The sequence below is a fragment of the Hugonella massiliensis genome (assembly GCA_001486445.1).
Classification (GTDB): Bacteria; Actinomycetota; Coriobacteriia; order Coriobacteriales; family Eggerthellaceae; genus Hugonella; species Hugonella massiliensis.
The window spans coordinates 1,154,375-1,177,412 of the sequence record LN908986.1 but is presented as its reverse complement, the minus strand read 5'-3'; the positions used below and the strand labels follow the sequence as shown (position 1 = coordinate 1,177,412).

Below are 23,038 nucleotides of genomic sequence, written 5' to 3'. Positions count from 1 at the left end.
ACGTGCCGCTAGCAGGGCGTCGGTATCAGCGGTTCCTGGGTTAAGCGAGAGCGGGGAGGGTTATGAAGCGCTATGCCTTGGTAGGGGCGGTCGATTTCAACTACGAGGATTTCAGCCAACGAACCTTCGACGGCGTGATCGCCGTCGACCGGGGCTTTGCCAAACTCGACAGCTGGGGCGTCATCCCCGATATCGCCCTCGGCGACTTCGACTCCCTCGGTTTCGTGCCCCGTGCTCCTTTCGTGGAAACCTTCCCGGCCGCCAAAGACGAAAGCGATATGGAACTGGCCTGCTCCCTCGCCCTTGCCCGCGGCGCCGACGAGCTCGTGCTCTACGGCTGCCTCTCGCGCCGCCTCGACCACACGCTCGCCAACATCCAGTTACTCGCCGGCCTCGCGCGTCGGGGTGTGGTCGCCCTGGGCGTGGGACCCGCTTTCGGCCTCTGCGTGCTCGATTCCGCATCTCCAGCGACGGCCCGTCTGGGCTTTCCCGCTTTCGACCCCGCGACCCTCGATGCGGGCCTCTACGGCCGCTACCTGTCGGTCTTTGCCTACGGGGGCACAGCCCAGGTAAGCGAGCGCGGGCTGCGTTGGGAACTCGATCGGGCCCTCCTTCCCGACGACGTGTCCCGCGGGCTTTCCAACGAGTTCACCGGAGAAGCGGCTGCCCTCGAGGTTGCGGCGGGCAACGTCGTCGTGACCGCCGCCGACGCCGCCTTCCGCATCTGCCGGCGCGGCTAGCATCTGCCGATTCGTGCGCGTCCTGTACCCTTCGCGTGGCGCGTCTGCGGCGGGCCGCCGATTCGGCTCTATAATGGGGCGGTTCGCGCATATGCGAACGGGGGAGCTCGAAGATCGGGCTGAGAGGGAGCGGAAGCGCGCTTCGACCCCATGAACCTGATGTGGACAATGCCAACGAAGGGAGCATCATGACGCAGATAGACGCTGCGCGCGCCGGGCGCGTAACCGAGCAGATGAAGATTGTCGCCGAAAAGGAGGGCCTCGATCCCGAGGTCGTCCGCGAGCGGGTGGCGCGCGGGTCGATCGCGATTCCCGCCAACGTCCGCCATACCGCCCTGTCGCCCGAAGGCGTGGGCGAGGGTCTGCGCACCAAGATCAACGTGAACCTGGGCGTGTCGGGAGACCGCGCCGACGAGCCCGAGGAGTGGAAGAAGGTCGATCTCGCGATCGCCTACGGCGCCGAAGCGATCATGGACCTCTCCAACTGCGGCAAGACCCATCCCTTCCGCAGCAAGCTCGTGGAAAAGTCGCCGGCGATGATCGGCACGGTGCCCATGTACGACGCGCTGGGCTACCTGGAAAAGCCGCTCGAAACCATCACGGCTGACGATTTCCTGCAGGTGGTGCGCGCCCATGCCCAAGACGGCGTCGACTTCGTGACGATCCATGCGGGGATCAACCGCCGCACGGTCGATTCCTTTCTCGAAACCGGCCGCACGATGAACATCGTGTCGCGCGGCGGGTCGCTCATCTTCGCCTGGATGCAGATGACGGGCAACGAGAACCCCTTCTACGAGCACTACGACGAGCTTCTCGACATCCTCCACGAATACGACGTGACAATTAGCATAGGCGACGCCATGCGCCCTGGCTGCATCGCCGACTCGACCGACGCCGGCCAGATCGACGAGCTCATCGAGATTGGGAAGCTGACCACGCGCGCGTGGAATGCGGGCGTTCAGGTGATGGTCGAAGGTCCGGGCCATATGGCCATGGACGAAATCGCCGCCAACATGAAGCTCGAGAAGCGCTTGTGCCACAACGCGCCCTTCTATGTGCTCGGGCCGCTCGTCACCGACGTCGCGCCAGGCTACGATCACATCACGAGTGCGATCGGCGGGGCCATCGCGGCCGCCAACGGGGCCGACTTCCTCTGCTACGTGACGCCTGCCGAGCACCTGCGCCTGCCCGACGCCGACGACGTGCGCGAGGGCATCGTCGCCGCCAAGATCGCCGCCCACGCCGCCGATTTGGCCAACCATCTGCCCGGCGCCCGCGAGGCCGACGACAAGATGGCTGATGCCCGCAGGCGCATGAACTGGGATGACATGTTCGCCGTGGCGATCGACCCGGTCAAGCCCCGCGCGGTCTTCGAAAGCGCGCCTCCTTCGGTCGAGGGCACCTGCACCATGTGCGGCGAGATGTGCTCGGTGCGCACGGTCAACCGGGTCCTCGATAACCTGCCTGAAAAGTTCGGCGGCAATAAGAAGGCGCCGCGCGACGCCTTCGAGCCGAGCGACCTGCTCCTCTACGCCGTGTCCGACGACCGGTGGCTGGGCGACCGAACGCTTGCCTCCTGCATCGAGCAGGCGATCGCGGGCGGGGCGACCTTCGTGCAGCTGCGCGCCAAGGACGCCTCCCATGACGAGATCGTCGCTATGGCCAAGTCCCTCAAGCCCCTCTGCGCGCAGGCGGGCGTGCCCTTCGTGATCGACGACGACGTCGCGGCTGCCAAGGAAGCCGACGTCGACGGCGTGCACGTGGGCCAGGATGACGCCTCGTGCGCCGCCGCGCGCGCAGCCCTCGGCCCGGACAAGATCGTCGGCGTGTCGTGCCAGACGGTCGAGGAGGCCATCGAAGCCGAACGGGCAGGCGCCGACTATTTGGGCGTCGGCGCCGTCGTCGCAACGCCCACCAAGCCCGAAAGCTGGGCCCTGTCGCCCGAAGAGTTCCGCGCGATCTGCCAGGCGGTGTCCATCCCCGTCGTTGCAATCGGCGGCTGCAACCTCGAGACGATTCCCAGCTTGAAAGGCTCCGGTGCGGCGGGGGCCGCGGTCGTGTCGGCGATCTTCGCCTCCGACGACTGCGAGGGCGCCACGCGCGACCTGCGCCTCGTCTGCGAGCGCACCTTCGGGGCGTAGGCCCTGCGTGCGGGCGGGAACGGCTGCGAGAAGGGGGAAGTTGGGTTACACTTTTCCTAAGGAAACCGCGCATGTGCGCGAGAGAGGAGCATAACCCCCATGATTCCCGCAGTTCTTTCCATCGCCGGATCAGACGCGAGCGGCGGCGCCGGCATCCAAGCCGATATCAAGACCATCGCAAGCCACAAGCTCTACGCCGAAACCGTGATCACGGCCCTTACCGCCCAGAACACGACCGGCGTTGCGGGCGTGCTGCCCATCGAGCCCGCCTTCATCCGCGCCCAGATGGACAGCGTCTTCGCTGACATCCGTCCCGACGCCGTGAAAATCGGCATGGTCCCCACCTCCGATGCGGCCCAAGCCATCGCCGCCGGCCTCGTCGCGGCCGATGCCGCGCATGTGGTGCTCGACCCGGTCATGGTCGCCACGAGCGGGGCGACGCTCGCGGATTCCCCGGCCGTGGCCGGTATCGTCGCCCACCTTCTGCCGCTCGCGGAAATCGTGACGCCCAACATTCCCGAAGCTCAAGTGCTCGCCGGTAGGGAGATCGCCACGCGCGAGGACCGCGAAGAGGCCGCCCGCGCCATTCAGGGCAAGATGCGGGCGGGCGCCTGGGTGCTCGTCAAGGGCGGGCATGCGAGCGATACGGCAGACGACCTCCTGCTCACCGAGCACGGGCGCTGCGTGTGGCTGCCCCATAAGCTCATCGACACGCCCAACACCCATGGCACGGGCTGCACGTTATCGAGCGCGATCGCCTGCGGCTTGGCTGCGGGCTTCGACGTCCAGGCGAGCGTGTCCAAGGCCAAACAGTACGTCACGGGCGCGCTCGAGTGCGACTTGGGCATGGGGCGCGGCGCAGGCCCCATCGACCACATGTGGCAGTATCGCTGATCGGCGTCTTCGGGAAATCCTTCCCTTACGCTCCGCACACGCCCCGCCGTCGGCCTTCGGGTCCGCGAGCGGGGCGTTTTCATGCGCATTCGGCCAAGTTCCGCCTTGCGCCCGCGGGCGCATTTGGTACTATTACGAATGATTCGCGCACCAGGCCGCGAGTCGTCTTCCATTCCCTGCGCACATACCGCCCGTTGTTGGCCTCTGCTCGTCATGTGCGTCATGTTCCCGATAGGAGAGGGTTCCACGTGAAGTTCTTCCTGGATACTGCCGACCTGAACGAAATCGAAGAAGCTGCGAGCTGGGGTGCGCTTGCCGGTGTTACCACCAATCCCTCGCTCTACGCCAAGATCGGCGGCAAGCTGTCCGATTTCCATGACCACATGAAGCGCATTTGCGAGATCGTCGGCCCCAACTGCCCCGTCTCCGCCGAAAGCGTGGCCATGACCCGCGACGAGATTGTCCGCGACGGCCTCGAGCTCGCCGACATCGCCCCCAACATCGTGGTGAAGATCCCCACGATGGTCGAAGGCTTGGCCGCCACCCACGAACTGGCCGGCCAGGGCGTGCGCGTCAACATGACCCTGTGCTTCAGCGTGCCGCAGGCCATTCTTGCCGCCCGCGCCGGTGCTCGCTACATCTCCCCCTTCATCGGGCGTTTCGACGACATTTCGGAAGACGGCCTCGAGCAGGTGGGCAACATCGTCGCCGCCATCAACAACTACGATTTCACCGACAATACGGTCAACGGCGAGCAGGTCGAGATTATCGCCGCGTCCATCCGTAGCGCCAACCACGTGACCCAGTGCGCCCTCATGGGCGCCGACATCGCCACCGTTCCTTTCAAGGTGCTCAAGCAGATGGTGCAGCATCCGCTCACCGACCGCGGCCTCGACGCATTCCTGAAGGATTGGGAGAAAGTGCAGAACGCTTAAATGCCAGACACCGATACCATCGACGCACCCGTAACGCCCGCACCCGCACCTGCCGCCGAGGCGGGGGCCGAATCTGCGCCCAAGAAACCCGTCCGCCGCGCTTCGCGCACGCGCGCCAAGGCTGCCGCGCAAGAGGCGCCCGCCGCCGACGAAGCGGGGGAGAAACCGGCCAAGGCTCCTGCGCGCAGGCGCTCCACCAAGAAGGCGACTCCCGTCGAAGACGCGGCAGAGCCGGCCAAGGAAGTCGCCGAGGCCCCCGCGGCCCCCGCGGCAGAGCCCGCATCCGAAGGGGGGACGGCCAAGAAACCGCGCCGCAGCGCGAAGACGAGCGATGCTCCCGAGGCCGTCGATGCGTCTCGTGCCGAAGACGATGCGCGTCCCGGCCGTCGTTCGTCGGCCGTGCGCGCCAAGCGCCGCAGCGTGCGCTCTCAGAACGGCGAGCCTTCCAAAGAACACGCCTCCCAGAAAGAGCGGTCGTCCCAGAAGGACCACGGCGGCCAGAAGGACCGCGACCAGCAGAACCGATCCCGCAACGGAAAGAACAATCCCAAGCAGGGGTCTGCCCCGGGCAACGGCAACCGGCGGCACGGGCGCAACAAGCAGCACGGCAACCGCGAGGTCACGCCCGATGTGTCGGTCGAAGAGCTCTCCAAGCTCAAGGTAGCCGAGCTGCGCGAGAAGGCAGCCGAACTCGAGCTTGACGTCAAGGGCCTGAAGAAGGCCGAGCTGGTGCAAGCCGTCTACGAGGGCACGATGAAGAAAGAGGGCTTCATCGACGTGTCGGGCGTGCTCGACATCCTCTCCGACGGGTACGGCTTCCTGCGCACCGAAGGCTACCTCCCGAGCGAGAACGACGTCTACGTGGGCCTTTCGACGATTCGCCGCCATGGCATGCGCAAGGGCGACGTCGTCGCCGGCCAGGTGCGCCCGGCCCGCAGCAACGAAAAGTACGCCGCCCTTCAGAAGGTCTACACCGTCAACGGGCTCGACCCCGAAGCCGCCAAGCTCCGCCCGCATTTCCGCGAGCTCACCCCGGTGTACCCCGACGAGCGCCTCGTCATGGAGCACGGCCGATCGTCGATCACCTCGCGCGTGATCGATCTGGCGGCCCCGATCGGCAAGGGCCAGCGCGGCCTGATCGTGTCCCCGCCCAAGGCGGGCAAGACCACGGTCCTGAAGCAGATCGCCGCCTCCATTTCCGAAAACAACCCCGAATGCCACCTCATGTGTCTGCTCGTCGACGAGCGACCCGAAGAGGTCACCGACATGCAGCGGTCGATCAAGGGCGAGGTCATCTCGTCGACCTTCGACATGCCCAGTGAAAACCACATCGCGGCGGCCGAAATGGTCATCGAGCGCGCCAAGCGGCTCGTCGAGATGGGGCAGGACGTCGTGATCCTGCTCGACTCGATCACCCGCCTGGCCCGCGCCTACAACCTGGCCCAACCCGCGAGCGGCCGCATCCTTTCCGGCGGCGTCGATTCCACGGCCCTCTATCCGCCCAAGAAGTTCTTCGGCGCGGCCCGCAACATCGAGCACGGCGGCAGCCTGACCATCCTCGCATCCGCCCTGATCGACACGGGTTCGAAGATGGACGAGGTCATCTTCGAAGAGTTCAAGGGCACGGGCAACATGGAGCTTCGGCTCGACCGCAACCTGGCCGATCGCCGCATCTACCCGGCCATCGACCCGGTGGCCAGCAGCACCCGCAAGGAAGACCTTCTGCTCGACCCCCAGGAGGCCCCGCTCATCTGGGCGGTCCGTCGCATTCTCGCCAACATGAACAATTCCGAGCGCGCCATGGACATGCTCATCAAGTCCCTCAAGCAGACGGAAACCAACCGCGAGTTCCTCTTGCGCACGGCCAAGAAGGCGCAGAGCCGCCGCATGGACGAGAACTTCGAACTCTAGGAGCCCTCGATGCCCGCAGAGAACCAGCCCCAGGTCCCCCTTCCCCCGATCGCGCAGCCCCCGACGCGCGGCCCCAAGCGCCGCGTGCCGGCCGGCTGGATCTGCGCGGTCGTCGTGGCAGCCCTGCTCGCGCTCTTCGCCTTTCAAGCGAATTCCTGCGTGCGGGCGTTCGCATTCGACGGGGGAGAGGTTCACGAGCCCAATTCGATCGCGGTCATCAACCTTTCCGGCTCGATCGCCTACGACGGGTCCGCGTGCAGCCCCGAGGGTATCAAGCGGCTGCTCGACCAGGCCGAGGCGGACGACAACATCAAGGGGGTCGTCCTGCGCGTGAACTCGGGCGGGGGCACGGCCACGGCCGGCGAGGAAATGGCCGCCTACGTGCGGGACTTCAGCAAGCCGATCACCGTGTCGAGCGCTTCGCTCAACGCGAGCGCGGCCTACGAGATCTCTTCGCAGGCCGACTACATCTACGTGGCCCACACGACCGACATCGGCTCGATCGGCACGGTCATGCAGACGATCGACTACTCGGGCCTGCTCGATTTGCTCGGTATCAAGGTCGACAACATCGCAAGCGCCGAAAGCAAGGATTCGACCTACGGGTCGCGTCCCCTCACCGATGAGGAGCGGGCCTACTACCAAGACCAGATCGACCAGGTGAATCGCGTGTTCGTGCAGAACGTGGCCCAGGGGCGCGGCATGACCATCGACGCGGTCGACGCACTCGCCACCGGGCTCACCTTCACCGGCGACGAGGCGGTGGAAAACGGCCTTGCCGATGCGGTGGGCTCGCGCGAAGATGCCGTGAAGAAAGCGGCTGAACTGGCCGGGGTGGGGGACAATTACCATACGACGACCCTTGCCCTACCCGACGATTCGCTGGCGGACATGCTGGGCCTTTCCTCTTCCACCCACCAAAGCGACGGGGCCTTAGCCCTTGCCGCTGCGATAAAGGAGCTGACACGCAATGACGGAACCGCAGACTAGCACCTCGTGGCCCAAGCGCGCGGTGGTGACCGCGGGCATGCCCTACGGCAACAAGGCGCTTCACTTCGGCCATGTGGGCGGGGTGTTCGTTCCGGCCGACTGCTTCGCGCGCTTTCTGCGCGACCGCATCGGCGCCGATAACGTGCGCTTCGTGTCGGGTACCGACTGCTTCGGCTCGCCGATCAACGAAGGCTATCGCAAGCTGGTCGAAGCCGGGGAATTCGACGGCACAATCGAAGACTACGTGCAGGCCAATCACGACAAGCAGAAGCACACGCTCGAATCCTACGACATCAGCCTCGACATCTTCGAGGGCAGCGGCATCGGGCATGCGGCCGAGGTGCACCAGGAGCTTTCGGACGACCTGATCACCCGGCTCTACCGCAACGGCCACCTGCACAAAGAGTCGACCCTGCAGTTCTACGACGCTCAGGCCCATACCTTCCTGAACGGCCGCCAGGTCCAGGGGCGCTGCCCCGTGCAGGGCTGCAAGAGCGAGAAGGCCTACGCCGACGAATGCGATCTGGGCCACCAGTACAACCCCTCCGACCTCATCGCGCCCAAATCCTCGATCACCGGCACGGTGCCCGAGATGCGCCCGGTCGAGAACTGGTACTTCGATTTGCCCAATTTCGCCGACTATCTGCGCAAGCTCGTGGAAGACGAGGAACTCGACCCCAACGTGCGCAGCGTCGTGACCGATACGGTCAAGGAATTCCTCGTTCCCCCTATCATCTTCGTCAAAAACGAAGCGCTCGAGTCCTATCTCGAAGTCCAGCAGGACCTGCCCGAGCACACCTACCGTCCAGCGGAAAAGGGCAAGCACAGCTTCGAGCTCGAGTTCTCCTCGATCGAAGATCGCGACCAGGCGCGCGGCGTCCTTTCGGCGGCGGGCATCCGCTTCCGCACGGGCAAGGCGCTCGTGCCCTTCCGCATCACGGGCAACATCGCCTGGGGCGTGAAAGCCCCCGACCTCGACGGCCCCAACGACCTGACGGTCTGGTGCTGGCCCGAAAGCCTGTGGGCCCCGATCTCGTTCACGATTGCGGCCAACGACGCTCGCGGCCTGCCCCGCGAGGACTGGGAGCGCTTCTGGTGCAGCGACGATGCCCAGGTCTACCAGTTCATCGGCCAGGACAATATCTACTTCTACGGCATCGCCCAGCCGGCCATGTGGGCGGCCCTGCAGGGCACCGGTGAGCCTGCGGTCCATCCCACGGGCAACCAGTTGCGCCAGAGCAAGCTCATCGCCAACTACCATATGCTCTTCGGCAACAAGAAGGCCTCTTCGTCGGGCGCCGTCAAGCCGCCGAGTGCCGACGAGCTGCTCGACTACTACACCCCCGAGCAGCTGCGCGCCCATTGGCTCGCCTTAGGGCTCGACCAGAAGCCCTGCGGCTTCAAGCCCAAGCCCTTCGATCCCGACGAAGCCAAGCGCACCGACCCGCGCGTGGCCGATCCGGTCCTGAAGGAAGGGGCCTTGCTCACCAAGGTCTTCAACCGCCTGGCCCGCAGCTGCTTCTACGAAGCCAAGAAGAACTTCGACTGCTATCTGCCTCTGGGCGCGGTGACGCCTGCGGTGAAAGAGCATGCGCTCGACGCGATCGCCCGCTACGACGAGATCATGCATCGGGTCGAGCTCCATTCGATCATGTCGCTCATGGACGAGTTCATCCGCTACGGCAACAAGTACTGGAGCGACAACATCCGGGACGTCGAGCGCACGGGCGACGAGGCCCGTCGCCGCCAGGTGCTCGTCGACAGCTTCTACCTCCTGCGCGTCTGCACCCTGCTCATGCATCCGGTCGTGCCGCGGGGCTGCGAGACCATCTGCGATTACATGAATTTCGATTTCTCCGACTTCTTCAGCTGGAACTACGATTTCGAAAGCATGGAAGAGCTCTGCGGCGCCGCCGAGCTCGAGGCGCGTCGTCATCAGGTGCGCGAGCTTCCGCCGCGCTTCGACTTCTTCGCGGCCCATCCGAGCCAGTTCAAGAAATAGCACCAAAGGGGGCGGGGTCTTGCGGCTCCGCCCCCTCGCGCTCCTAGGGGCCTCGCCCCGTGCGACCGCATGGTCTCACGTTCGATGGGGGCGCGCTGCACAGGGGGTGGGTCTGCGCTCTTTCTGTGAACGGCCGCCGTTCGTGGTATAGTGCAGAAGTTCGTCTTTGTCCTGTATGGAAACCAGGGCAGTTTAGGAGTCCAAAATGAAACAGGGAATTCATCCGGAATACGTTGACTGCGTTGTTACCTGCACCTGCGGCAACACCTTCCACACGCGTTCCACCAAGCCGGAATTGAAGATCGACCTCTGCAACGAGTGCCATCCCTTCTACACCGGCCAGCAGAAGCTCATCGACACGGGTGGCCGCGTCCAGCGCTTCACCGACAAGTTTGGTGCCGCTCGCGAGCAGGTCGCCGCACGCGAGGCTGCCAAGAAGGCCAAGCACGCCGAAGAAGTCGCTGCTGCCGAAGCCGCCAAGAAGGCCGAGCGCGAAGCCAAGGCCGCTGCCAAGGCCAAGCGCGCTGCCGAATACGCCAAGAAGGCCGCTGAAGCCGAGGCCAAGGCTGCTGCTGCCGCCGAAGCTGCCGCTGCCGCCGAGCCTGCCGAGGCCGAGCCGGAAGCTGCCGCCGAGGAAGCTCCTGCCCAGGAAGCTGCCGAATAGGCCAGCCAACCTACGGTTTTCCGAAGCTCCCGCATGTGCACGCATGCGGGAGCTTTTTTATGCCCTACTATGGTATCAGCTATCGTTCCCGATACAGGAGGTCCCATGGTAGATAGAAAAGCCTTCCACACCCTTTCCTACGGCGTCTACATCGTCGCCGCCCAAACCGACGAGCTTCGCGCGGGCTGCGTCGTCAACACCTTCCAGCAGGTCACCTCGACGCCGGCCCAGGTGAGTGTGGCGGTCAACAAGGACAACGCCACGGCCGACGTCATCCGTGCGGCAGGGCGCTTTACCGCCGCCGTCCTCGACGAGACGGCCACGATGGAGCTCATCGGCCGCTTTGGCTTCAAGACGAGCACGGACATCGACAAGTTCGCCGACACGGCCTTCGCCACCGATGCCGCCGGCCAGCCCTACGTCACCGAACATGCGGCCGCATGGGCGTCGGTTCGCGTCGACCATACGATTGACATGGGGTCGCACTGGGTCTTTTTGGGGGAAGCCGAAGAGGCGGGCGTGCTCTCGAAGGAGCCTCCGATGACCTACGCCTTCTACCGCCAGGTCAAGGGCGGTAAGACCCCGCCCAAGGCGAGCAGCTATGACGCGACCGAAGCGGCGCCTGCAGCCGATGCGGCGCCTGCGGGCGATGCGGAAGCCGCATCGGCGGGCACGTCGAAGTGGGAGTGCCAGATCTGCGGCTACGTGGTCGAAGTGGAAGGCGATAGCCTGCCGGCCGATTTCACCTGCCCCATATGCGGCGCCGGCCCCGACCAATTCACCCGCATCGCCTAGCGGGTTGAGCGGGGGTCCCAGGAGAGGAATCCCCAGCGAATCGTGCGCGGATGGGCGATCGCAAGCCGTCCTTCCGCGCGCCCCTTTTCGTTGAGGCGCCCGGCGGTTGGGTTGGGCACGAGCTCGGCGTCGAGCCAGTCTTCGAGCTTGGCGCGAGCGCGGGCGAGCTCACCGGTCCTGCGCGGGTCGATCACGTCGGTGAGCATTCGGTCGAAGTCGGCGCGCGCCTCCTCACGGCTGTCGTAGGTGTCTTTGCGCTGGCTGTCGATATAGGCGGCGGTGGGAGAGAATCCGGCGTTGAAGAGGATGTTCCAGGCATACTGGAAGTCGCTGCCGTGGAAGTTGCGCACCCCGCAGGCCGCGAGCACGCGCGCGTCCATGCGCGGGCTCGATCCCAGGGTCAGCGTAGCGGCGCACCGCATGCGCGCGGTGCGGGTGAGCTTGGCGAGCGCAGCCGCCAGGTCGGCCGTCGCGATCGAACGCGAGGCGAAGGCCACGTCGACGGCGTCCTCGCCGAGCCCGGCGGCATCCCAGTCGTCGTCCCAGGCAAGGAGCTTGGTTTCTATGCCTTTGGCGCCCGTCGCCTCGATGCGCCGGGCGGCCTCTTCCAGCATGCCGCGCGAGAAGTCGGCGGCGATCACACGGTTGCCGGCGCGCGCGAGGGGCACGGCAAGGCTTCCCGTGCCGCAGCCCATGTCGAGCACGCTGCTTCCCGGCGCCACGTCGATCAGGTCGAGGAAGGCGCGTACGTAGGGGCTCGGCGCGTCCTTGGAATCGAAGTTCTTCGAGCGCTTGTTCCAGAATTGGGCGTCGTCGGCTTTGCGGCGAATGCGCTGGAGGCGCTTCCATTCCTCGTTCCAGTCGGTGGCGGCGAGCAGGGAGATGGGCTCGTCGGGCAGGGGAGCGCTGGAGCGCGCGGTAGTTTCCATGAAGGGGCCTTTCTCGTCCTCTCGCCGGACTGTCTGCCCTATGCTAGAGCAATCCGACGAAGGGAAGGTGCGTCAATGCATATCGAACTCCTCTACCATACACCCGACCCCGAGCGCGCGATCGCCACGGCGGCGCGTTTGTGCTATGCGCCGGTGGGCGCCGCCGAGCTGATGGAAACGATGGATGCCAAGCGCATGTACAGCGTCCTCGACACTGTGCTCTCGGGCGGCCATTTCTCCACGCTCGAGCATGCGAGCTACACCTTCGCGATCGAAGGGGTCTCGCGCACCCTCACCCACCAGCTCGTGCGCCATCGTCTGGCCAGCTTCGAACAGCAGAGCCAGCGCTACGTGAAGTACAAGAACGGCATCGAGACGATCGAGCCGCCCTCCATCGCCGCCAATCCGGCGGCGAGCGCCCGCTTCTCCGAGCTCGTGGCGGCCGTGCAGGATGCCTACCAAGATTTCCTGGAGATGGGCGTGCCGGCCGAAGACGCCCGCTACGTCCTGCCCAACGCGACGGAGACCAAGCTCGTGATGACGATGAACGCGCGCGAGCTGCGCCATTTCTTCGACGTGCGCTGCTGCAATCGCGCCCAGTGGGAGATCCGCGAGATGGCGTGGAAGATGCTCGAGCTCGTGCGTCCCACGGCCCCCTACGTGTTCGCCGAGGCAGGGCCGGGCTGCGTGCGCGGTCGGTGCCCCGAAGGCAAGATGACCTGCCACGATCCCTATCCGATTGCCAAGCGGCCCAAGCCCGCCGACATGGTCGGCTAGCCAACCGACCGACCCGCACGAGGGGCCTGCTGCTCGTCACCGACGGCAGGCCCTTCGCTTTTTGGTCCCCGAGGGAAAGAACTCCTATGCCCCAGCAGAAGAAGAGTGACCTTTCGCGTGCGTTCGCCGAAGACGGCGCGCTCAAGACCCATGTGGGCGGTCAGGCGCTTTTGGAAGGCGTCATGATGCGCGGCAAGCTCAACTGGTCGGTGGCCGTGCGCGAACCCAACGGCCGCATCTACACCGAAGACCATGACCTGCCCCAGGCGGTCAGGCGCTCTGCCTGGCTTTCGTGGCCGATCGTGCGCGGCTGCCGCGCCTTCGTGGAATCGCTTGCCATCGGCTACAAGGCCCTCGAAGTGGCCGTCGCCCATGCCTTCGACGACGAAGAGCCCGCCGGCGACCGCGCAACAGCCGCCCCGGCCGCCGAAGAGGCCAAAGCCTTTGCGGCGGGCGGCCCCGTGGCCGCCGACGCCACGGGCGACGAGGGCGCCGACGAGGGCGATGCGGGGCTTTCGGGCGGCGCGATGACGGCGAGCATGGTGGCGGGCCTTGCGCTCGGCGTCGTCCTCTTCGTCGTCCTGCCGGCCTTTGCGGCCAACCTGATCGTCGGCGAGTACGACCGGGCCACCTTCGCGTGGAACCTCGTCGACGGGGTGGTGCGCGTGGCCCTCTTCGTGGGCTACATTTGGCTCATCGGCCGCATGCGGGACATCGACCGCATGTTCGCCTACCACGGGGCCGAGCACAAGACCATTCACTGCTACGAGCACGGCCTGCCGCTCACGCCCGCGAACGCGGCCGCCTTCCCGCGCTTGCACGTGCGGTGCGGAACGGCCTTCCTCATCATGGTCATGATCATCGCGATCGTCGTCTACACGCTCGTGCCGCTCGATCGGCTCATCCTCGCCTGGGGGGTGCCCGACGGCGCGGCCAAGCTGGCCCTCGTCATCGTCGTGCGCATCCTGCTCATGCCCCTGATCGCCGGCATCAGCTATGAGATTACGGTCAAGTGGGCGGGCAGCCATCCGGAGAACCCCTTGGTGAAGGTGGTCCTGTGGCCGGGTATGCAGATGCAGTACCTCACGACGCGCGAACCCGACGCCGGCCAGCTGGAATGCGCGATCGCAGCGATGAAGCTCGTGCTTGAGCGCGAGGGGCGCGCGGCCGCCGGCGAGGGTGCGCCGCGCTCTTAGGCCAGGTAGCCCAGGTAGTCCACGTAGGGCTGGGCGCTTTCGGGCACCTGCAGGGTGACCTGCTGGCCCATCGTCGACAGGCTCAGGTAGGAGGGGTCGCGGTAGAGGGTCACGCTCGCGTCGATGCCGTCGTAGGAGACGGGGTAGGTGCATGAAGCCTGGGCGTTTTGGGGCAGGGCCATAGCCTTCCAGTCCTCTATGTCGAGGGCGGCCACCCCCGTGCGCACGGTCGATTCGGGCAAGCCGGTGCGGTGGGCGATCTGCGAGACGTTGGCGTTGAGGGCCGCCTGCACCTTGCCCTTGGCACCCGAGGCGTCGATGAGCTGGTTCAGGGCGTCGGCCTGCAGATCGGCCGCGCCCGTTTTCACGTTCTGGATGATGCCTGCAGTCGGGGAGGAGGGGTCGGAATTGGCTTGCGCAGTGCTCTGGGACCCGATTCCCAGGGCGATGCAGGCGGCTACGGCGACGGCGCCGCCGGCGGCGAGGGCCTTGTTCATTTCACGACCTTTCCCTTGGACGATCTGTCCCTTTAGCTTATCCGTAGGAGGCGGGCCGTGACCTTCGTGCGCGAAATGTGCGCGGCCGCTCCAATTCCTTTCGATACCATCTCTATTGAATCTTCTTTTTTTCGGGTATGCTACCCACTGTTCGTTCCGGCGAGCGTATCCCCACGCACGTAAAATCAAGAGAAGGGGCAACGTGTGAGATTGATCGTCACAGAGAAAAACGACGCAGCGGTGCAGATCGCCCGCCTTCTGGGCACGGGCAAGCCCAAGCAGGACAAGGTGTATTCCACGCCGGTCTACCGCTTTGCCTACCGCGGGGAAGACTGCGTGACCATCGGTTTGCGCGGGCATATCCTGGAAGTCGACTTCCCCCGCCAGCTCGTCTACAAGAAGCGCGGCGGCTGGATGGGCGTCGACGAAGACGGTGAGGTCGTGCCGGCCCACCTGCCTCAAAGCCTCGCCAAGCCTCCCTTTAAGAAAAAGAAGCCCTTCTCCGAAGACGGCGTCGATTTGAAGTCGTGGAAGCTCGAGGCGCTGCCCTACCTCGCCTATGCGCCGGTGAAGACCTATCCCAAGGAAAAGGACATCATCCGGTCTCTCAAGAACCTGGCGAAGAAGGCCGACAACATCGTGATCGCGACCGACTTCGACCGCGAGGGCGAGCTGATCGGCTCCGACGCCCTCGCCCAGGTGCGCGAGGCCAATCCCACGGCACCCATCTCGCGCGCCCGCTATTCGGCCTACACCAAGCAGGAGATCGTCCACGCCTTCGACAACCTGGTCGATCTCGACCGCAACCTAGCCGAAGCGGGCGCCTCCCGCCGCGACATCGACATCATCTGGGGCGCTGTCCTCACGCGCTACCTCACCACGGTGAAGTTCGCCGGCTACGGCAACGTGCGCAGCGCCGGCCGCGTGCAGACGCCCACCCTGGCGCTGATCGTCGCCAAGGAGCGCGAGCGCATGGCCTTCGTGCCCGAAGACTATTGGGTGATCAAGGGCCACTTCAACGACAACGGCATCGCCTTCACCGCCCCCACCGCGACGGCCCGCTTCAAGAAGGAGGCCGACGCCCAGGCCGTTATGGACCACGTGCAGGATGCGGCGACCGCCACCGTCGCCTCGGTCGACAAGCGCACGCGCCGCCAGGCCCCGCCCGCGCCCTTCAACACCACCTCGCTCATGGCGGCGGCCGCCGCCGAGGGCATCCGCCCGGGCCGGTGCATGCGCATGGCCGAAAGCCTCTACATGGACGGCTTCATCAGTTATCCCCGCGTGGACAACACGGTGTACCCCTCCTCGCTCGATTTGGCCGAAGTGGTGGGCATGCTCAAGGGCAACCCCGCCTACCGCCCCTACTGCGAGGGCCTCCTTGCCGCCGGCCCCCTGCACGCCACGCGCGGCAAGAAGGAAGAGACCGACCACCCGCCGATCTATCCCACCAACGTGGCGACGCCCGACACCCTGCCGGCCGCCGAGTTCAAGCTCTACAACCTTATCGCCCGCCGCTTCTTGGCCACCCTGTCTGACGCGGCGGTCGTGGAAGGCACCAAGGTCTCACTCGACGTGGCCGGCGAGCCCTTCCAGGCCAAGGGCGACGTCCTTGTGGAGGCGGGCTTCCGCGCCATCTACCCCTACGGGCAGAAAAAAGACGAGCAGCTGCCGCCCCTGGAGGCGGGTCAGCAGATCGGCTTCGACGGGGCCCAGATGGAAAAGAAGCAGACCGAGCCGCCCGCCCGCTACTCGCAAGGCCGGCTCGTGCAGGAGATGGAGCGCCTGGGCCTGGGCACCAAGTCGACCCGGCATGCGATCATCGACCGTCTGAGCCAGGTGAAGTACCTGCAGAACGACGATCCCTGCGAGCCCTCCCAGCTCGGTATCGCCGTGATCGACGCCCTGGGCCAGTTCGCGCCGCATATCACCACGCCCGGTATGACCGCCGAACTCGAGGACGAGATGACGGCCATCACCACGGGCACCGATACCCGCGAAGAGGTCGTCCAGCACTCCCGCGATTTGCTCTCCGAGCAGCTTGCGGCCCTTCTGCCGGCGGCGGAGCAGGTCAAAGACGCCCTCGCCGACGCCGTGGCGGCCGACGCCTACGTGGGAAAATGCCCCAAGTGCGGCAAGGACCTGCAGCTGCGCGTGGCCCAGAAGACCCGGTCGATGTTCATCGGGTGCGTCGGCTGGCCCGACTGCGACGTGACCTACCCCCTGCCCAAGGGGCGCGTGGAGGCCACCGATACCCCCTGTCCGGTGTGCGGCATGCCCCAGGTGAAGGTGTCGCCCTTCCGCCAGAAGCCCTACCTGCACTGCATCGACCCGGAATGCGCCACCAACAAAGAGGCCGACGTTTACGTGGGGGAGTGCCCCACCTGCAAAGCGGCCGGCAAGACGGGCAAGCTCTTCGCCCATAAGAATCCTCGCACGCTCAAGCGGTCGATCGTCTGCGAGAACTTCGACGAGTGCCAGACACGCTACCCCCTGCCCCCGCGCGGTCAGATCACCGCGACCGAAGAGGTCTGCGCGCACTGCGGCGCCCCCCTGGTAATCGTCACGACTGCCCGGGGCCCCTGGAAGCTCTGTCCCAACTACGATTGCCCCGGCAAGGAAGAGCAGAAGAAGGAGCGGGAAGCGAAGAAGGCGGCCGGCGCGAAGACCTGGGGCGGTGCCGCGGCGTCCAAGAAGCCCGCTGCGAAGAAGGCCCCCGCCAAGAAGGGGGCGCGCAAGAAGGCCGACGCCGCCGAATAGGCGCCCGACGGGTTTCGAGCACGCAACGTTTTCCTGCGGGTCGGCCGGCGCCGGCCCGCATCCTTTTATACTGAAAGGATACGCACGCGAGAGAAAAGAGCAGCGAAGGCATGGAACAGGTTGACCGCGCGCCGCGCGCACGCGGCGCATTCATCACATTCGAAGGCGGCGACGGGGCGGGCAAGTCGACCCATATCCGCTTCCTTGCCGACGCCTTGCGCTCCCAGGGGGTCGAGGTGGTCTGCGTGCGCGAGCCGGGCGGCACCAAAGCCGGCGAGGCCTTGCGCCGCATCGTGCTCGACCCGCAAACCAAAGGGCTCTGCGACGAGGCGGAGCTCTTCATCTACGAAGCGGCCCGCGCCCAGGTGGTCGCCGAAGTCATCGAGCCGGCGCTTGCGCGCGGGGCGGTGGTGCTCTGCGACCGCTTCTACGATTCCACGGTCGCCTACCAGGCCTGCGGGCGCGGCCTCGACCGCGCCTTCGTCGAGCGGGCCAACCTCTTCGCCGCCCGCGGGCTCGTGCCCGACCGCACGGTGCTCATGAAATCGGGGGCCTCCGCTGCGCGCGGCCTTGCCCGGGCCACCCACGCCTCGGGCGCCGACCGGATGGAAGCGGCGGGGCTCGATTTCCACGAGCGCGTCAACGCCGCCTTCGACGAGCTGGAGCGGACCGCGCCCGCACGCGTGCGCACGGTGGTGTCTTCGAAGACCAAGGCCCGCACGGCCAAGATGGTCTTCGAGGCGGTGGCCGACGTGGTGGGGTGGGACCGCGGGGCGGCGGCGTGCACGAAGGGGAGGGGCACACCCACCGTAAGCCCTGTCTCTTATACACATCTAGATGGGTATAAGAGACAAGCTCCAAGCCCGCGCAGGGGCGCGGGCGCAAGAAGAGGGGCGGTGGGGCTTCGTGAGCGATCCCTTCGACCGCATTCTGGGCCAGCCCCAGGTGCGCGCCTTCCTGCGTGCCGCCGTTTCGTCGGGGCGGGTGGGGCAGTCATACCTCTTCATCGGCTCGGCGGGCTCCAACAAGACGACGGCCGCCTATGCGCTGGCCCAGGCCGTGCTCTGCCCGCAGGGCGGGTGCGGCACGTGCCCGACCTGCAAGCGGGTCATGCGCCGTCGCCATCCCGATGTGCGCTACTGCGCCCCCGAAGGCGCTACCGGCTATTTGGTCGAGCAGATTCGCGACATCGTGCAAGACGTCCACCTGGCTCCCATCCAGGCGACCAAGAAGGTCTATATCCTCGACCGTGTCGATCGCATGAACGCCTCGGCCGCCAACGCCTTCCTCAAAACGCTCGAGGAGCCTCCGGCCGACGTCGTGCTCATCTTGCTCGGCCGCACGGTCGACGCCGTCCTGCCCACGATCGTCTCGCGCTGCCAGGTGGTGCCCTTCCGCCACATCCCCGACGCGGAAGCGGTGGGCATCGTGCGCCAGAACGCGGCCGTCGACGCGGTGCAGGCCCGGGTGGCCCTTGCCGCCTGCGATGGTTCGATCGCGGGTGCCATCGAGTTCTGCCGGGGCACCGAGCGCTTCGCCTTCCGTGCCGACGTAATCGACATGCTCGCCCATCTGCGCCTCTCCGACGACCTCGACCTGCTCCAGTACGCCGCCCGCCTGCTCGAAGCCGCCCAGGCCCCGCTTGATTTGGTGCGCACGGCCCAGAAGGAGGAGCTTGCTGCATCGGCCGAGTTCATGGCCAAGGCCGCGCTCAAGCAGATCGAGCTGCGCAACAAACGCACACTTTCCGCAAAGAGCGTGCAGATGCTCAACCAGCTCACGGCCATCGTGCGCTCCTGGTTGCGCGACGTGCTCGTGACCTGCGCGGGTACGCCCGAACTCGTCATCAACACCGACGTGCGCGACACGATCGAGGAAGCCGCCACCTGGGCGAGCGCGCCCCGCGTGGCGCGCGCCCTTGCCGCCTGCGATGAGACCGATCGGGCCATTGCTTATAATGTGTCTCCGGAAACGTGCATCGATGTGCTTCTAATTACCGTAAGAGAGGAACTCTATGGTTCGCATAGCGCCCGTAGCGCTGCAATATAACCCCCGGACCCTCTGGTTCGACCCCGGCGAGCTCGACCTTGCCGACGGCGACGCGGTCGTGGTCCGTATGGAGAAGGGCCTCGAGTTCGGCCATGCGCGCGGCATCGTCGATGTCGACGAAAGCGAGCTCGCGCGCCTCAAGAGCAAGCTCAAGCCCGTCGTGCGCAAGGCGACCGAAGAGGATATCGCCCGCGTCGACGACCTGCGGCAGAAAGGCAAAGACGCCCTGCCGGTCTTCAAGCGCCTTGCGGCCCAATCCAACAAGAACATGCGGCCCGTCATGGTCGAATACGCCTTCGACGGCGACCGCGCGGTCTTCTTCTTCGAGGCCGAAGAGCGGGTGGATTTCCGCGACCTGGTGCGCAAGCTCGCCAGCGAGCTCCACGTGCGCGTCGACATGCGGCAGATCGGCGTCCGCGACGAAGCCCGCATGGTGGGCGGCATCGGCCACTGCGGCCAAGAGCTTTGCTGCCGCCGGCTCGGCGGGGAGTTCTGCCCCGTGTCGATCCGCATGGCCAAAGAACAGGACCTCTCCCTCAACCCCCAGAAGATCTCGGGCGTCTGCGGCCGCCTCATGTGCTGCCTGCGCTACGAATACGATGCCTACAAGGACTTCAAGAGCCGGGCCCCCAAGGTCAACGCCAAGGTGGAGACCCCGCGCGGCGAAGCCAAGGTCACCAACCTCAACGTGCCCAAAGAAGAGGTGACCGTGCGCATCGAGGAAGACGGCAAGCCCAAGCAGGTGACCTTCCCGCTTTCGGCTATGGACGCCCCGGCCGAAGACGCCCCGTCCAAGCGCCCCACCTCGATCGGCGCGGCCTTCGAAGAGTACGCTGATCCCGATCCCTTCGCGACCAGCCAGGCCACGGGCCTCTTCGACACGGCGGGCTTCACCGGCGACGACAAGCTGGCCAAGCCCGAAGCCCACCACAACCCCACGCGCACGCGCAAGCGCCCCGCGCAGGGCCGCGGCGTGCACGAAGGGGAGGGGCACACCCACCGTAAGCCCCGCCATCGTCGCGGGTCGGTCAAGGGCGGCGCGGCTCCTGCCGCCGACGGCGCTAGCGCGAAGGCCTCTGCGGCCCCGACCGGCGGCAAGCGGTCCGAGGCCAAGAAGGGTGAGGGTGCCCGCCGGAGCACCCGCAAGCGCTCCGCGCGCCCGAGCGCAGCTGACGCGTCGGCGGTACGCGGACCGGCGCCGTCCAAGGGCAACAGGCCTGCCAAGGGAGGACCGCGCCCGGGCCAGAAGTCGAGCGCCCTGCGCGCGTCGCGCTCCGAGGCGGCATCCGGCGACGCGCGTCCCGCCATCGCGAACGCGCAGGGGACCAACCATAGGCGCAGAAGGCGCCGCCGCTCCACCCAGGGCGGCAGCCATGATTCGGAGGCGAAGGAGTAATGGCATTTGATTTCGCGATGTACACCGACCTCTACCAGCTGACCATGGCCCAGGGCTACTGGCTGGCCGACAAGGGCGACGAGCAGGCGTGCTTCCACATGCACTTCCGCGAGAACCCCTTCCACGGCGGGTACACGGTGGCCTGCGGCATGGATCAGCTGGCCGAGATGATCGAGACCTTCTCCTTCACCGACGAGGATTGCGCCTACCTGGCCACGCTCGAGGCTCCGGCGGGCGGCCCCCTTTTCCGCCCCGAATTCCTCTCCTGGCTTTCGGGCCTGCGCCTGTCGATTGACATCGATGCCGTGCACGAGGGCACGATCGTCTTTCCCAACGACCCGCTCGTGCGCGTGACCGGCCCGATCATGGAATGCCAGCTCGTCGAGACGGCTCTGCTCAACTGCATCAACTTCGAGTCGCTCATCGCGACCAAGGCGGCCCGTGTCTGCGTGGCGGCAAAGACCCCGGTAGCCGAATTCGGCCTGCGCCGCGCCCAGGGCCTGGGCGGCTTGTGGGCAAGCCGCGCCGCCGTGGTGGGCGGTTGCGCGAGCACGAGCAACGTGCTCGCCGGCAAGCGCTACCGCATCCCCGTTTCGGGTACGCACGCCCATTCCTGGGTCATGGCCTTCGACAGCGAGCTCGACGCCTTCCGCGCCTACGCCCGCCTCTTTCCCAATAACTGCGTCCTGCTCATCGACACCTACGACGTCGAACAGGGGCTTGAGAACGCGATCACGGTCGGTCTCGAGATGAAGGAGCGCGGCGAGAAGCTGCTCGGGGTGCGCATCGATTCGGGCGACTTGGCCTGGCTTGCCAAGCACTGCCGCCGCCGTCTCGACGAGGCGGGCCTGCCCGATACGGGCGTGGTCCTTTCCAACGACCTCGACGAATACGCCATCGCCTCGATTCGCGAGCAGGGGGCCCAGGTGGCCAGCTGGGGCGTGGGCACCAAGTTGGCGAGCGCCTTCGACCAGCCCACGCTCGGCGGCGTCTACAAGCTTTCGGCCACGCGCGCGGCTGCGGGCGCGCCCTGGCACGACCACGTGAAGGTGACCGAAAGCGTCTCCAAGCTCACCTTCCCGGGCGTGCTCGACATCCGTCGTTTCTACCAGGCGAACGGCGCGATCGCCGGCGACATGGTCTTCGACGTCAACCATCCGATCGACGAGGAGGGTCGCATCATCGACCCCTTCGACGAACTGCGCCAGAAAAAGCTGGGGAACCTGCGCAGCGAGACCCTGCTCAAACCGCTCGCCCGTGCCGGGGAAGTGGTGCTCGCGCCCGAATATCGCGATGCCATGGCGGCCCGCGCCCGCACCCAGGCGGGGCTTGCCCAGCTCGACGAGTCGCAGAAGCGCACCCTCAACCCCCATTCCTATCCGGTGGGGCTGGAGCCGGGCCTCTTCGCGCGGCGCCGTGCGCTCGCCCGCAAGCTCAGGGGAATCGAGTAAGCCATGATTCGCGTGTTCGCAGACTCAACCATCACGCTGCCGCCTTCGGCGCCCGAATCGGGTGCCGTGAGCGTTTTGCCCCTCTTCGTTCGCTACGGCGGGCAGGAATTCGTGGAATCCACGATGGACGTCGACGCCTTCTATGCCAAGATCGGCGAGATGGTGGGCAATCCTCCCACCTCGAGCCAGCCGTCGGCCGCCACGGTGGAAGAGGCCTTCGAAGAGGCCGCCTGCGCCGGCGACGACGTGCTCGGGATCTTCATCTCATCTCAGATGTCGGGCACCTTGGACGGGGCCTTGCGGGCCGCCCGCGCGGTGGCGGCCCGCCACGCCGGCTTCCGCTACGCCTTCGTCGATTCGACGAGCAACAGCGGCGACGCCTGGCCCGCCGTGCGCGAGGCGGTCCAGTCGGTCGAGGCCGGCCATAGCCTGGCGCATTCCGCCCAGCGCGCCCTCTTCGGCGTCCGGTCCTCCCGCTTCCTGTTCGCCCCCAACTCGCTTGCCTTCCTGAAGGCCGGCGGCCGCATCGGTCGGGCGTCCGCCCTGGTCGGCGGCCTTATGAAGATTTGCCCGGTCCTTACGGTGGGAGACGGGGCCGTCAACGTCAGGGCAAAGGTCCGGTCCCACAAGAAGGCCCTCGACCGCATCCTTTCGTTCGCCGCCGATGATGTGCGCGACCATGGCGGGCTCAAGCAGCTCATTGTGCACTATATCGGCGACAAGGCACCGGCCGTCGCATGGGCGAAGACCTGCGTCGAGCCCCGATTCGGCGTCTCGGTTCCCGTGCTGCCCGTAAGCCCGGTCATCGGCTGCCATGTGGGACCCGCCTTGGGCATCGCCTACCAGTGTGGCGACCCTCTCCCGGGCAAGATCACCGGCAACATCCAAGACTACCTGTTCACTTCGTAGAA

18 protein-coding genes, 1 pseudogene and 1 riboswitch are annotated in these 23,038 nt (G+C 66.4%); of the genes and pseudogenes, 17 read left to right on the top strand and 2 right to left on the bottom strand.

Annotation, left to right across the window (positions count from 1 at the left end; genetic code table 11):
• Positions 1 to 62 precede the first annotated feature (62 nt).
• The 9 genes from BN3270_RS07760 (at position 63) to BN3270_RS07720 (ending at position 11,072) form a co-directional block, all read left to right on the top strand.
• Positions 63 to 740 carry a thiamine diphosphokinase gene (locus tag BN3270_RS07760; RefSeq protein WP_058986539.1) on the top strand — a complete coding sequence of 226 codons (678 nt, stop codon included), beginning with the start codon at positions 63 to 65 and terminating at the stop codon, positions 738 to 740.
• An 89-nt stretch (positions 741 to 829) separates the two neighbouring features.
• Positions 830 to 940, top strand: a riboswitch (TPP riboswitch).
• Positions 929 to 2,881 carry a phosphomethylpyrimidine synthase ThiC gene (gene thiC / locus BN3270_RS09350; RefSeq protein ID WP_082673429.1) on the top strand — a complete coding sequence of 651 codons (1,953 nt, stop codon included), beginning with the start codon at positions 929 to 931 and terminating at the stop codon, positions 2,879 to 2,881. Its footprint overlaps the riboswitch before it by 12 nt.
• Before the next feature lie 99 nt (positions 2,882 to 2,980).
• The gene (gene thiD, locus BN3270_RS07750) at positions 2,981 to 3,775 is read left to right on the top strand and encodes a bifunctional hydroxymethylpyrimidine kinase/phosphomethylpyrimidine kinase (protein ID WP_058986538.1); all 795 of its coding nucleotides are present in this window, start codon (positions 2,981 to 2,983) and stop codon (positions 3,773 to 3,775) included.
• 248 nt (positions 3,776 to 4,023) lie between these two features.
• Complete coding sequence (locus tag BN3270_RS07745; protein WP_058986537.1) at positions 4,024 to 4,710, top strand: transaldolase family protein; 687 nt, start codon at positions 4,024 to 4,026, stop codon at positions 4,708 to 4,710.
• Positions 4,711 to 6,621, top strand: coding sequence for a transcription termination factor Rho (gene rho, locus BN3270_RS07740; protein WP_058986536.1), 1,911 nt, complete (start codon positions 4,711 to 4,713; stop codon positions 6,619 to 6,621).
• 9 nt (positions 6,622 to 6,630) lie between these two features.
• Positions 6,631 to 7,611, top strand: coding sequence for a signal peptide peptidase SppA (sppA, locus tag BN3270_RS07735; RefSeq protein ID WP_058986535.1), 981 nt, complete (start codon positions 6,631 to 6,633; stop codon positions 7,609 to 7,611).
• Positions 7,592 to 9,613, top strand: coding sequence for a methionine--tRNA ligase (locus BN3270_RS07730; RefSeq protein ID WP_058986534.1), 2,022 nt, complete (start codon positions 7,592 to 7,594; stop codon positions 9,611 to 9,613). The genes sppA and BN3270_RS07730 overlap by 20 nt, the downstream gene beginning before the upstream one ends.
• 205 nt (positions 9,614 to 9,818) lie before the next feature.
• Positions 9,819 to 10,277, top strand: a complete 459-nt coding sequence (rpmE, locus tag BN3270_RS07725; RefSeq protein WP_058986533.1) for a 50S ribosomal protein L31 — start codon at positions 9,819 to 9,821, stop codon at positions 10,275 to 10,277.
• 105 nt (positions 10,278 to 10,382) lie between these two features.
• The gene (locus tag BN3270_RS07720) at positions 10,383 to 11,072 is read left to right on the top strand and encodes a flavin reductase (protein WP_058986532.1); all 690 of its coding nucleotides are present in this window, start codon (positions 10,383 to 10,385) and stop codon (positions 11,070 to 11,072) included.
• On the opposite strand, the gene BN3270_RS07715 is transcribed toward BN3270_RS07720, so the two are convergent.
• Positions 11,069 to 12,001 (bottom strand): class I SAM-dependent methyltransferase, encoded by a 933-nt coding sequence (locus tag BN3270_RS07715; protein WP_058986531.1) that lies wholly within the window; start codon positions 11,999 to 12,001, stop codon positions 11,069 to 11,071. The genes BN3270_RS07720 and BN3270_RS07715 overlap by 4 nt on opposite strands.
• A 75-nt stretch (positions 12,002 to 12,076) precedes the next feature.
• Here BN3270_RS07715 and thyX point away from each other — a divergent pair, with 75 nt between their 5' ends.
• Together thyX and BN3270_RS07705 are read left to right on the top strand one after the other, a co-directional pair.
• A complete protein-coding gene (gene thyX, locus BN3270_RS07710; protein WP_058986530.1) occupies positions 12,077 to 12,778 on the top strand; it encodes an FAD-dependent thymidylate synthase in 702 nt (233 codons plus the stop codon).
• 86 nt (positions 12,779 to 12,864) lie between these two features.
• Entirely contained in the window at positions 12,865 to 13,974 is a 1,110-nt protein-coding gene (locus BN3270_RS07705; protein WP_058986529.1) for a DUF1385 domain-containing protein, read from the top strand.
• Here BN3270_RS07705 and BN3270_RS07700 read toward each other — a convergent pair.
• Positions 13,971 to 14,471 (bottom strand): hypothetical protein, encoded by a 501-nt coding sequence (locus BN3270_RS07700; protein ID WP_058986528.1) that lies wholly within the window; start codon positions 14,469 to 14,471, stop codon positions 13,971 to 13,973. The genes BN3270_RS07705 and BN3270_RS07700 overlap by 4 nt on opposite strands.
• 204 nt (positions 14,472 to 14,675) lie before the next feature.
• Between BN3270_RS07700 and BN3270_RS07695 the strand changes: the two genes are divergently transcribed.
• From BN3270_RS07695 to BN3270_RS07670, 6 genes and pseudogenes are all read left to right on the top strand, one after another.
• Positions 14,676 to 17,231, top strand: coding sequence for a DNA topoisomerase I (locus tag BN3270_RS07695; RefSeq protein WP_058986527.1), 2,556 nt, complete (start codon positions 14,676 to 14,678; stop codon positions 17,229 to 17,231).
• A 110-nt stretch (positions 17,232 to 17,341) separates the two neighbouring features.
• A pseudogene (tmk, locus tag BN3270_RS09345) lies at positions 17,342 to 17,884 on the top strand (dTMP kinase); the annotation flags it as partial.
• Positions 17,885 to 18,137: 253 nt separating this feature from the next.
• Positions 18,138 to 19,280, top strand: a complete 1,143-nt coding sequence (locus BN3270_RS07685) for a DNA polymerase III subunit (protein ID WP_058986525.1) — start codon at positions 18,138 to 18,140, stop codon at positions 19,278 to 19,280.
• Positions 19,246 to 20,676: a PSP1 domain-containing protein gene (gene ricT / locus BN3270_RS07680; protein ID WP_058986524.1), complete on the top strand. Its 1,431-nt coding sequence runs from the start codon at positions 19,246 to 19,248 to the stop codon at positions 20,674 to 20,676. The genes BN3270_RS07685 and ricT overlap by 35 nt, the downstream gene beginning before the upstream one ends.
• Complete coding sequence (locus BN3270_RS07675; protein WP_058986523.1) at positions 20,676 to 22,127, top strand: nicotinate phosphoribosyltransferase; 1,452 nt, start codon at positions 20,676 to 20,678, stop codon at positions 22,125 to 22,127. The genes ricT and BN3270_RS07675 overlap by 1 nt, the downstream gene beginning before the upstream one ends.
• A 3-nt stretch (positions 22,128 to 22,130) precedes the next feature.
• Positions 22,131 to 23,036 carry a DegV family protein gene (locus BN3270_RS07670; protein ID WP_058986522.1) on the top strand — a complete coding sequence of 302 codons (906 nt, stop codon included), beginning with the start codon at positions 22,131 to 22,133 and terminating at the stop codon, positions 23,034 to 23,036.
• Positions 23,037 to 23,038 lie beyond the last annotated feature (2 nt).

What these genes read in the sequence shown, in the direction of transcription:
- BN3270_RS07730 (WP_058986534.1), top strand. Translation starts at nt 7,592, where the DNA reads ATGACGGAACCGCAGACTAGCACCTCGTGGCCCAAGCGCGCGGTGGTG.
- BN3270_RS07670 (WP_058986522.1), top strand. Translation starts at nt 22,131, where the DNA reads ATGATTCGCGTGTTCGCAGACTCAACCATCACGCTGCCGCCTTCGGCG.
- BN3270_RS07675 (WP_058986523.1), top strand. Translation starts at nt 20,676, where the DNA reads ATGGCATTTGATTTCGCGATGTACACCGACCTCTACCAGCTGACCATG.
- BN3270_RS07720 (WP_058986532.1), top strand. Translation starts at nt 10,383, where the DNA reads ATGGTAGATAGAAAAGCCTTCCACACCCTTTCCTACGGCGTCTACATC.
- thiC (WP_082673429.1), top strand. Translation starts at nt 929, where the DNA reads ATGACGCAGATAGACGCTGCGCGCGCCGGGCGCGTAACCGAGCAGATG.
- rho (WP_058986536.1), top strand. Translation starts at nt 4,711, where the DNA reads ATGCCAGACACCGATACCATCGACGCACCCGTAACGCCCGCACCCGCA.
- BN3270_RS07760 (WP_058986539.1), top strand. Translation starts at nt 63, where the DNA reads ATGAAGCGCTATGCCTTGGTAGGGGCGGTCGATTTCAACTACGAGGAT.
- BN3270_RS07705 (WP_058986529.1), top strand. Translation starts at nt 12,865, where the DNA reads ATGCCCCAGCAGAAGAAGAGTGACCTTTCGCGTGCGTTCGCCGAAGAC.
- BN3270_RS07700 (WP_058986528.1), bottom strand. Translation starts at nt 14,471, where the DNA reads ATGAACAAGGCCCTCGCCGCCGGCGGCGCCGTCGCCGTAGCCGCCTGC.
- thiD (WP_058986538.1), top strand. Translation starts at nt 2,981, where the DNA reads ATGATTCCCGCAGTTCTTTCCATCGCCGGATCAGACGCGAGCGGCGGC.
- BN3270_RS07715 (WP_058986531.1), bottom strand. Translation starts at nt 12,001, where the DNA reads ATGGAAACTACCGCGCGCTCCAGCGCTCCCCTGCCCGACGAGCCCATC.
- ricT (WP_058986524.1), top strand. Translation starts at nt 19,246, where the DNA reads ATGGTTCGCATAGCGCCCGTAGCGCTGCAATATAACCCCCGGACCCTC.
- thyX (WP_058986530.1), top strand. Translation starts at nt 12,077, where the DNA reads ATGCATATCGAACTCCTCTACCATACACCCGACCCCGAGCGCGCGATC.
- sppA (WP_058986535.1), top strand. Translation starts at nt 6,631, where the DNA reads ATGCCCGCAGAGAACCAGCCCCAGGTCCCCCTTCCCCCGATCGCGCAG.
- rpmE (WP_058986533.1), top strand. Translation starts at nt 9,819, where the DNA reads ATGAAACAGGGAATTCATCCGGAATACGTTGACTGCGTTGTTACCTGC.